Raw genomic sequence first — 9,957 nt, 5'->3', positions numbered from 1 at the left:
AGCGCACCCTGCGCAACTTGCCTCGGTCCCATCATCAGCAACTCTCCTGCAACTCAAGAGAATTGAATCAGCAGCCAAAGCATCGCTCAAGCAGAGTTTTTCAACAGTATCGTTATTGTGCGGCCATTGGCATCCGCGCGATCTGACAGCGCTGCCACAGCGCCGACAATGCGCCCACCAGATGATCGATATCCTCGTCCGTATGAACGGGTGACGGTGTGATCCGCAGGCGCTCGGTTCCTTTTGGAACTGTTGGATAGTTGATCGGCTGAATGTAGATGCCAAACTCCTCAAGCAGCGTGTCCGAAATGAATTTGCACTTCACCGGGTCGCCAACCATCACCGGGATGATATGGCTGGGGTTGGTCAAATGCGGAATGCCTTCTGCATCCAAAAGGGCGCGTACCTGCGCCACACGGGTTTTTTGCAATTCACGCTCGGCACTTGAATGCTTCAAATGCCGGATCGATGCGGCGGCGCCGGCTGCAATCGATGGGGGTAGGGCAGTGGTGAAGATGAAGCCACTGGCAAAGCTGCGGACAAAATCACACAGCGCGGCTGAGGCTGCGATATACCCACCAACCACGCCGAACGCTTTGCCCAACGTGCCTTCGATGACCGTCAGGCGATCCATCAATCCTTCGCGTTCGGCAATTCCGCCCCCGTGCGGGCCGTAAAGGCCGACGGCATGAACCTCGTCCAGATAGGTCATCGCGCCGTACTTGTCCGCCAGATCGCAGATTTCCTTGATGGGGGCGATATCGCCATCCATGGAATAAACCGATTCAAAGGCGATCATCTTGGGTGCGTTGGGATCAGCTGCGGCCAGTTTGGCGTCCAAATCCGCCAGGTCGTTATGTTTCCAAATCACCTTCTGGGCACGCGAATGCCGGATACCTTCGATCATCGAGGCGTGGTTGAGCGCATCAGAAAACACGATCAGCCCGGGAATTCGCGCGGCCAATGTCCCCAAAGCAGCCCAGTTCGACACATATCCTGAGGTGAACAGCAACGCCGCTTCTTTCCCGTGCAGATCGGCCAGCTCAGCCTCAAGCAAAACGTGATCATGCGTGGTGCCCGAGATATTGCGCGTACCGCCAGCGCCTGCTCCACAGCGATCCAGAGCGTCGTGCATGGCAGAGATCACCGAAGGGTGCTGCCCCATGCCCAGATAGTCATTGGAGCACCAGATCCGCACATCCCGCTGGACCGGTCCGTCGGTTTGGCGCGCGTTCGGAAACGCGCCACAGCGGCGTTGCAGGTCGATGAAAATCCGGTAGTTGCCTTCGTCTTTCAAAGTGTCGAGGCTGTGGCTGAAAAATCGCTCGAAGTCCATCTGGCGTGCTCCCCGGATAACTGAAATTTCGTTGAACCTATGCCAGTGGTTCGCGCCCTTACATGACAATAGTCAAGTTGGAGACCGAGAAAAGGGTGGCACCCCCGCGCTGGCTTTGGCATAGCATGTCACGGGGTTGATCATCCGGGGGTGTTCCCGGAACGGACGAATAAGGGGCTGCCTTCTTGTCACACGAGGCACAAAAGATAGTTGCACGGCAGTCACTGCTCTTGCGAAGCCTGCCAGAGCAACATGTCGATACTCTGCTGCGTCAGGCCGTCTGGCGGCAATACGACCGGGGCGAGACAATCTTTCTGCAAGAGGAAGAAGCCAGGGCCGTACATGTTGTACTGGCTGGTTGGGTCAAGCTGTTTCGCATTTCCCCGACCGGTGCCGAAGCCGTGGTGAGTGTTTTCACGCGCGGTGAGAGCTTTGGTGAAGCCGTTGCGCTGCGCAATGTGCCCTATCCCGTTTCGGCCGAGGCGGTATCTCCCTGCGAGATCATGCACATTCCAAGTCCGGTGCTGCTGTCGCTGATGAAGCAAGATCCGGAAATCTGCGTGTCGATTCTGGCGGCCACATTCACGCACCTGCATTCCCTTGTGGCGCAGCTCGAACAGCTCAAGGCCCAGACAGGTGCGCAGCGTGTCGCAGAATTCCTGCTGAATCTGTGTGATAGCGATGCCGGCCAGTGCGAAGTTGAACTGCCGTATGACAAGATGCTGATCGCCGGACGTCTGGGGATGAAACCCGAAAGCCTGAGCCGAGCGTTTTCGAGGTTGAAACCAGTCGGGGTGAAGATCAACCGAAACCACGCGGAAATTGCAGACATGGATGTATTACGGAATTACGCGGAAAGCGACCCGAGCGAGAAATAGAGCCGTGTGGCTGTTTCTCTGGGCAGTAAACTGGCCATTTCCGGTCTGCGATCTTTCCGGCAATCACTATCCTTACTATTCTTGCTGGATATGCCCTATTCGGCGCGATCCTGAATGGGTGAGGTGATGGAACGCAGACATGACGATTGAACAGAAACTAGCCGGTTATCCCCGCGCGAGACTGATGACAGCTGCCACGCCGGTCGAACGGCTTGATCGTTTGTCCGACCAGCTTGGTCTGGAATTGTGGATCAAACGGGATGATCTGACAGGGTTGAGCTTTGGCGGCAACAAAACCCGGCAGCTTGAGTTCTATATGGGCGAGGCACAGAAACAGGGGGCAGACACCATTCTGATCACCGGCGCTGTGCAGTCCAATTTCGTGCGCACGGCTGCCATGGCTGCGTCGAAGCTTGGGATGGAGGCCGTACTTCAATTGGAAGAGCGCGTGCCCGATATGGGAGAGCACTATTATTCCTCGGGGAATGTTCTTCTGGCCCGGATTCTGGGTGCCGAGCACATGCACTACCACACCGGAGAAGACGAGGCCGGGGCCGACAATGCCCTTCACGTGCGGGCAGATCAGCTGATCGCTGAGGGCCGAAAGCCATATGTAATTAACTTGGGCATCGATCATCCGCCCTTGGGGGCGTTGGGTTATGTGGCCGGGGCTGCCGAACTACTGGATCAGATCGCCGATTTCGACGTCGCAGTGGTGCCATCCGGCAGCGGTTCGACCCACGGCGGGTTTCTGGCCGGGCTGCGTCTGACTGGCAACACGGCACCTGTTTACGGCATCTGCGTTCGCCGCGACCGTCGCCAGCAACATGCGCGGTTGCAAAAGGTATTGGAACGGTTGGCGGGTATGATGGAGTTTGACCCGGCTCTGGTCATGAAAGACATCCTCACATGGGACGGCGCATTACCTCCTGGATATGGGCGGATAGGCCCGTCCACACGGAAGGCGCTTGCACTGATGGCGCGCGCCGAGGGTATTTTTCTGGATCCGGTCTACTCGGCCAAAACATTTGCGGGTTTGTTGGAATTACGTGAAAACGGCACCATTCAACAGGGTCAGAAGGTTGTGCTGTTGCATACGGGTGGGCAACCGGCGCTGTTTGCATATCAGGAAGAGCTGATCCCGGCCTGAGAGCCATCCGAGAAGCCACTGTATACTAAGTCGCGATTAGCCAGCCAACCCGTGGTTTCGAAGCGCGCCACACGATGACACGTGACCTATGTCAATGACAGTACCGCGGATGTCGTGTCGGTTGAGCGAACCTAGCCCACCTTAGAATGGGTGGAAGATATGTTCGCAGAGTTGGAGGCTGGATATGGCTGATGGATGCGGCTGTGATCGACACGTGCATATGTATCTGAGCGTGGATGAGGCCCTGCACCGTGGCCTGTCCGCTGCTGATCCGATCACAGAAACGGAAACGCTGCCTTTGGCCGCTGCAATAGGGCGAATATTGGCCCGCGACTGTTTCAGCAAGGTCGATATGCCCGCTTTCGACAATTCGGCAATGGATGGTTATGCGGTTCGAACCGCAGATCTTGGCGATGACGACCTGTTCCAGATGCCGGTGGAGGGTCGCATCGCGGCGGGGGACAGCGGGTCTCATGCTGCACCTGTCGGCAGCGCGGTGAGGATTTTTACCGGAGCGCCTGTTCCTTCTGATTACGACGCCATCGTCATGCAGGAAGATTGTGATGTTGTAGAGGGGCAAATTCGCTTCAGCCGCCGTCCAAAGCCCGGGCAACATATCCGGCGTGCCGGTGAAGACCTTCATGCCGGAGCGTCGATCCTGCGGCGCGGCTGCGAGATTGGCCCGCGCGAGGTGGCAGCCCTTGCATCCGCCGGGTATGGCGAGGTCGTGGTTCTCCGCAAGCTGAAGGTTGCGATCTTTTCAACCGGCAGTGAGTTGCGCCAACCGGGTGAGCCCCTTGGCCCGGGGCAGATCTATAACTCGAACCGTTACATGCTGCTTGCGCTGTTGCAGAAGCCCTGGATTGAACTCACGGACCGGGGGCCGGTTGAAGATGACCCCGCGCTTTTGAAACAGGTCTTGCTGGACGCGACTGAAACCTCTGACCTGATCATCACGACCGGTGGTGTTTCTGTCGGCGATGAAGATCATATGCCGCGTCTGTTCACCGAGATCGGTGGCGTGACGGATGTGATGAAAGTCGCAATGAAACCGGGTAAGCCCATCATGTTCGGTCGGCGTGGCGGTGCTCTTTACATTGGCCTGCCGGGCAACCCGGTTTCTGCTTTTGTGACCTGGCAGATAATCGGATCGCAGATGATGGCGCGCCGCGCCGGTCTGCACCACACACCGCACGCAGCCGTACAATCAGTTCTGTCGGAACCTTTGTACCGTACCGCAGGCCGACAGGAATATCGTCCGGTTCAGATTGACGGTTACACACTGGACGGACAGCCCCGATTGCGTCTGATGGAGCCGTCCTACAGTGGTCGTGTTGCTTTGCTTGCGCAAGCGGATGGATTGGCGATCATCCCGGCAGAAGTGACGGAATATCCCGAAGGGCAACGCCTTGAGCTATTGCAGTTTTAAGCCCTAAGCGCTTTTCCCGCGGCATCAAAGGGCGGTTCATGCAGGATTGTGGCCCTGTGTGGGCGCCCCAGAACCATAACCTCGACCTCATCACCTAGCTGGGCATTTTTCACATATCCCAAGGCCAACGACATTCCGACGGTGTAGCCATAGGTGCCCGAGGTCACCCGGCCGATCCCTTCACCGTTCTTGAAGATCGGCTCGCCACCTGTTGCATCCGCGTTGGATACTGTCACATCCGCTTCGTTCAGGCGCAGGATCACCAGGTGTTCCCGGGCCGGGTTCTGTAACACTTTCTGCGCAGCCGCCTTGTTGAGGAAGTCCTTTTCGAATTTGCAGAGGCGATCAAGACCCACTTCATGCGGCCAATATTCCGGGCTGTATTCGCGGCTCCAAGACCCATAGCCCTTTTCGACCCGCATAGACATCAGTGCCCGGCTGCCAACGGGGCCAGCCCCGAACTCTTTGCCTGCCTCAAGCAAGGCATTGTACAGCCGTGCCTGATCTTGGGTGGCGCAATGCAGCTCCCACCCCAGGTCGCCAGTAAAGGAGACGCGCAGGGCAAGAACCTGAACTCCCGCCAGCTCAATCTTGGCGGACCGCATGAACGGGAAATCTTCGGTTGCGAGCGATGTGTTGGTCAGAAGTTGCAGGATGTCGCGGGACCTAGGGCCGGCCACGTTAAAGCCGCACATCGTTTCGGTTTTGCTTTCGAAAGTGGTTCCCTCAGGCAGCGGAACCTGTTTGAAGAAGCGCTTGTGATACCGCTCTGCCATGCCCGAGCCAATCACCCAGAACTCGTCATCAGCCACGCGGGTAACTGTAAAGTCGCCTGCAATACCGCCGCGTTTCGAGATCAGCGGGGTCAGGCAGGATCTGCCGACGGTTTTGGGCATGGTATTGGCAAAGACGGCGTTCAACCAGTCTGCCGCACCCGGACCCTTGCAGAGATACTTGGCGAAGTTCGAGATATCGATGATCCCGGCACGGTCGCGCAACATCCTGCATTCCTCACCCACCGGTCCCCACCAGTTCTGACGGGTAAAGCCATTGGTATCTTTGGTGCCGGGCGTTGCGGCAAACCACAGCGGATGTTCCCAACCGGCGTTCAGGCCAAAAACCGCACCCATGACCTTCTGCGCCTCATAGATCGGGCGAACCCGTGCCGGACGACCGGCGCTGCGTTCTTCATTGGGAAAATGGATCGCGAACCGATGACTGTACTGATCTGCCACGCGCGCTTTGGTGAACACCTTGGTGGCCCAGCTGTCAAAACGCGCCAGATCCCAGGCAAACATGTCGTATTCCGTTTCACCCTCGATGATCCACTGCGCCGCCATCAGGCCCATGCCGCCCGATTGCGAGAAGCCGGGGATGATCCCGTTGCAGCAGAAATAGCCGTCGACCTCAGGCACCGGCCCCATCAGAACATTTGAATCCGGCGACCAGATCATCGGGCCGTTGATGACACGCTTGATCCCGGCTTCACCAACAGCAGGCAAGCGTTCGATGGCGTTCATCATGTTCTCTTCGATCCGCTCCAGATCATCAGGGAACAGGTCGTGGGCAAAATCCAGCGGCGTGCCTTCTTCGGCCCAGAACCTCATATCTTTCTCATAAGCACCGACCAGCAGGCCGCTGCCTTCCTGACGCAGGTAATACTCGCCATCCCGGTCTGACACAGATGGCAGGCGGGTGCCGTGGCTTTTCACATCAGCCATGGATTCGGTTACGAAATACTGGTGCTCTGTAGGTTGCAGCGGCAGTTCGATTCCGGCCAGTGCCGCAACCTCGCGCCCCCACAGGCCCGCTGCGTTCACCACCCAGCGTGTCCTGATGTCACCTTTTGGCGTTCTGACGATCCAGCTGCCATCCTCCTGCTGCTCGGTTGCAGTGACCGGCGTGAAACGGTGAATCTGCGCCCCGCGTTGACGTGCGCCGACCGCATAGGCGTTGGTCACGCCCGACGGGTCCACATTGCCGCCATCGGGTTCGAACATCACGCAACGGATGCCGTCGTAATTGACCAGCGGGTTCAGCTTTTGAGCTTCTTCGATGCTGATCTCATAGAAGTTCATGCCATACAGTCTGGCCTTTGCGGCCTGTAGCTTCAGCTGATGTTCGCGCTCTTCTGTCTGGGCCAGGTATAGCGAGCCAGGCTGGAATACGCCGCAGCTTTGACCGGTTTCAGCTTCCAGCGCTTTATACAGGCTCATCGTGTAATGCTGGATGCGGCTGATATTGGTACTGTCGTGCAATCCGTGAATGTTGGCGGCTGCGTGCCATGTTGACCCCGAGGTCAGCTCGTTCCGCTCCAACAGAACTACATCGGACCATCCCAGTTTGGTCAAATGATACAGGATCGAGCACCCGATCACTCCTCCGCCGATGACCACGGCCTGAGCTTCGTTTCGCATTTTGGCTATCTCGCGCGTTTTCGTTCGCGCTTGTTCTTTCATGAAGACTGACCCATCGACAATGTCGACAAAATTCGAGATCGAATGAAGTCAGCTAAACTCAAATTTGGAGAATGCCTGACGGCGCAATACGCTTAAGCAAACGAATTCGTCAGAACGTCAATCGGTGTGCGCGGCCACGTTCAAACAGCTTTAGGTTCAACTCATCTGCTTCCGGCGCGCCATATTCCAACGCAAACACAAATGCGTGGGTCAGGTAAAAACACGAGGCTTCATGATCCTGACGTTGTTCGGCCAGAATCGCCGCTTCGTGATAAAGCCGGATCAATGCGGGTACATCTTTTTCCGCATGGGCTCGCAAGAGTTGTTTATCGAGTTCGTTCAGATCCACTGTGATCCTTTCAGCGAATTCACACCGGCTGCCCAATACTAAAGAAAAGAAGGCAACGCCGTCCCGTCTATAGTGTTTGCAACCGACCCGCGATCTGGTCAGTCAGGCCTAACCAGATCGACTTTTCAGGATTGCTTACGCTTCAGCGCGGGCTTTTTCGATCTGCGTGGCCACCCAATGGTGAAAACAATGGGTCGGGCCGTCCATCGCGGGCGAGAAACGACCGCCATCGAATTTCACGCCGTGACGGCCTTTCTGCATGCCTTCAACCACAAAGACGTCTTCCTCGAACACCGTCTTCCACAGTTGCGCGTTCTTGGCACGCAGTGCTTCGTGTTCGGGCGCCTCTTCGGGTTTTTTGGCGTAGTAGAGCTCAATCCGTTCGTTCGAACGCTCATGCGTGATCGGATCGATGAGGAAAGCAAAGCCGTGGTCACGCTGAACACCCAGCAGGGTATTCGGGTAAACGACGATATATTCCGCGCCGTCAGTCCACTGCTCACTCAGGTTCTCGAAATCATCCAGCTTTTCGCCATCGTGACCCTCGAACTGGCGGTAGACATAGGTGCCCTGACCCGAATACTTGCCCAGTTCGTTGATGTTGTAGTGATCTTCCAGACGCGAATAGCTGTTCAGGCCGGGATGAACCCAAGGCAGGTGATAGCTTTCGCAGTAGTTCTCAACAGCCAGTTTCCAGTTCGAGTTCAACTCAAGATAAACCGATGCGCCAGCGCCACCGTGATACATTGGTTGATCGAATTCTTTCCAGCGTTCCATCAACTCGCCATGGACATTTTCGAATTCCGGAGCATCGCCGCTGACATTGACAAAGACAACATCCCGCCAGACATACGAGCGGATGCGGATAAGGCCCAACTCGGCGAAATCTAGATCCTCATGGGTGTTTTGCCCAGGGCCACCGACATGAGGGGCAGTCCGCAGTTCACCATTCAGGCCATAGCACCAGCTGTGATAGGGGCAGCGGATCGCGCCGCGGATTTTTTGCGGCTTGTCGACCAAAATCATGCCGCGATGGCGACAGGTGTTCTGGAACACGCCGATCTGACCGTCGCGATCGCGTACCATCAACAGCGGCACACCCAGGAAATCGATCGGATACGCATCTCCCGCCTCTGGAATGTCTTTGCCAAAGCCGATGCCGGACCAGTTCGCAAACAAGACCGCATCCCGTTCTTCGGCAAAAACTGCGGGATCAATATAATGCTCGTTCGGCAGACCCTTTGCGGTGTTTACCGGTGTCAGAACAGACGAAAGCGGTGCGTGCTTGTTCATCGGCCACTCCTGAGTGATTTTGAATGAGTTTATCGCTGCATCCATTGGCGGCCGAGGCCGCCCACGTTCAATACTAAAAAACCTAATGGCAAATTGAGGCAGGCTAAACCGAACCTTCAGACAGTTCGTTAAGTAACCAATTCTTGAGAGCCAGAGCCCCTTCCGAGAGCTGATCGTCCGGACGACCGACAAGATAGAAGTTGTCCGGGGCGGGCAGGCTGAATTCCTCTAATGCAACGAGTTTCCCTGATGCGAGCATGGGCTGGACCAGACGTTTCCACCCCAGCGCAAGACCCGCCCCTTTACGCGCCACCTGAAGGGCAAGCGCATAGCTGTTCACCCGCGATTCCACGGGAACAACTCCAGAAAACCCGAGGTCGTGGAACCAGGATGACCAGGTCGTCCAGGTGCTGTCCTGCGTTTCAAGATGGATCAGCCGCCGCTGCACGAGGTCTTCAAGACTGGCCCCTTTAAGGTCCGCGGCCATCTGGGGGCTGCAAACGGGTGTCAGGATATCGCGATACAATTTCGTGTGCGTGAGTTGCGCGTTCGCGTCCCGGCCATAGCGGATGAACAAGTCGATATCCGGCCGGTCCGTGAACGCCTTGTCCTGCGCCATCTGGTTCACTTTCACGTGCGGATAATCCTGCCAGAACCGGATGACAGACGGCGACAGCCAAAGTGCGGCGACGGCAGTGGTTGACCCAACGGTTACGTGGTTCTCGACATCGTTGCTGCGAATCTTTTCAAGTACCTTTGAAATCTGCCGGAACGAAGCGCCGAGTGCCTCAAACAGGTCTTGCCCATCCTCGGTCAGTTCCACGCCGCGGTGTTTCCGGACAAAAAGGGTCGCGCCCAGCTCACCTTCCAGCGCCTTAATCTGATGACTGACGGCACCCGGCGTCACGGAAAGCTCACTCGCGGCTTCCTTGAAACTGAGATGCCGAGCGGCGGCTTCAAAGGCCGATAAAGTCGTAAGTGGGGGAAGGTTGTAGTGGCGTCGAGACATGGAGGTTTGTTGGCTTTTGAACTCTAGGTGAGTTCAATTCATCCGAATGTTAGA

The 9,957-nt window shown here is 56.7% G+C and carries 8 protein-coding genes; 3 read left to right on the top strand and 5 right to left on the bottom strand.

Annotated elements, in window-relative coordinates; all coding sequences use genetic code 11:
- Positions 1–112: 112 nt before the first annotated feature.
- On the bottom strand, positions 113–1,336 hold the full coding sequence (gene hemA / locus ACR0BF_RS18565) for a 5-aminolevulinate synthase (RefSeq protein ID WP_480555367.1): 1,224 nt from the start codon (positions 1,334–1,336) through the stop codon (positions 113–115).
- Between the two features lie 185 nt (positions 1,337–1,521).
- Between hemA and ACR0BF_RS18560 the strand changes: the two genes are divergently transcribed.
- The 3 genes from ACR0BF_RS18560 to ACR0BF_RS18550 all read left to right on the top strand — a co-directional run bounded on the left by ACR0BF_RS18560 (position 1,522) and on the right by ACR0BF_RS18550 (position 4,793).
- Entirely contained in the window at positions 1,522–2,214 is a 693-nt protein-coding gene (locus ACR0BF_RS18560) for a Crp/Fnr family transcriptional regulator (protein ID WP_480477349.1), read from the top strand.
- 139 nt (positions 2,215–2,353) lie between these two features.
- Positions 2,354–3,364 (top strand): D-cysteine desulfhydrase family protein, encoded by a 1,011-nt coding sequence (locus tag ACR0BF_RS18555; protein ID WP_480625514.1) that lies wholly within the window; start codon positions 2,354–2,356, stop codon positions 3,362–3,364.
- Between the two features lie 184 nt (positions 3,365–3,548).
- Complete coding sequence (locus ACR0BF_RS18550; protein ID WP_480625513.1) at positions 3,549–4,793, top strand: molybdopterin molybdotransferase MoeA; 1,245 nt, start codon at positions 3,549–3,551, stop codon at positions 4,791–4,793.
- Here ACR0BF_RS18550 and ACR0BF_RS18545 read toward each other — a convergent pair.
- The 4 genes from ACR0BF_RS18545 to ACR0BF_RS18530 form a co-directional block, all read right to left on the bottom strand.
- Positions 4,790–7,210, bottom strand: coding sequence for a GcvT family protein (locus ACR0BF_RS18545; protein ID WP_480625512.1), 2,421 nt, complete (start codon positions 7,208–7,210; stop codon positions 4,790–4,792). The two genes, ACR0BF_RS18550 and ACR0BF_RS18545, sit on opposite strands and share 4 nt — an antisense overlap.
- Before the next feature lie 151 nt (positions 7,211–7,361).
- Complete coding sequence (locus tag ACR0BF_RS18540; protein ID WP_480520512.1) at positions 7,362–7,601, bottom strand: hypothetical protein; 240 nt, start codon at positions 7,599–7,601, stop codon at positions 7,362–7,364.
- 135 nt (positions 7,602–7,736) lie between these two features.
- Positions 7,737–8,894, bottom strand: coding sequence for an aromatic ring-hydroxylating oxygenase subunit alpha (locus ACR0BF_RS18535; RefSeq protein ID WP_480625511.1), 1,158 nt, complete (start codon positions 8,892–8,894; stop codon positions 7,737–7,739).
- Between the two features lie 103 nt (positions 8,895–8,997).
- The gene (locus ACR0BF_RS18530) at positions 8,998–9,903 is read right to left on the bottom strand and encodes a LysR substrate-binding domain-containing protein (RefSeq protein WP_480520514.1); all 906 of its coding nucleotides are present in this window, start codon (positions 9,901–9,903) and stop codon (positions 8,998–9,000) included.
- Between the last annotated feature and the right edge of the window lie 54 nt (positions 9,904–9,957).

The sequence above is a fragment of the Ruegeria sp. AG7 genome, assembly GCF_056541545.1.
The sequence above is the reverse complement of the archived record's forward strand: the minus strand, read 5'-3'. Positions and strand labels throughout refer to the sequence as shown.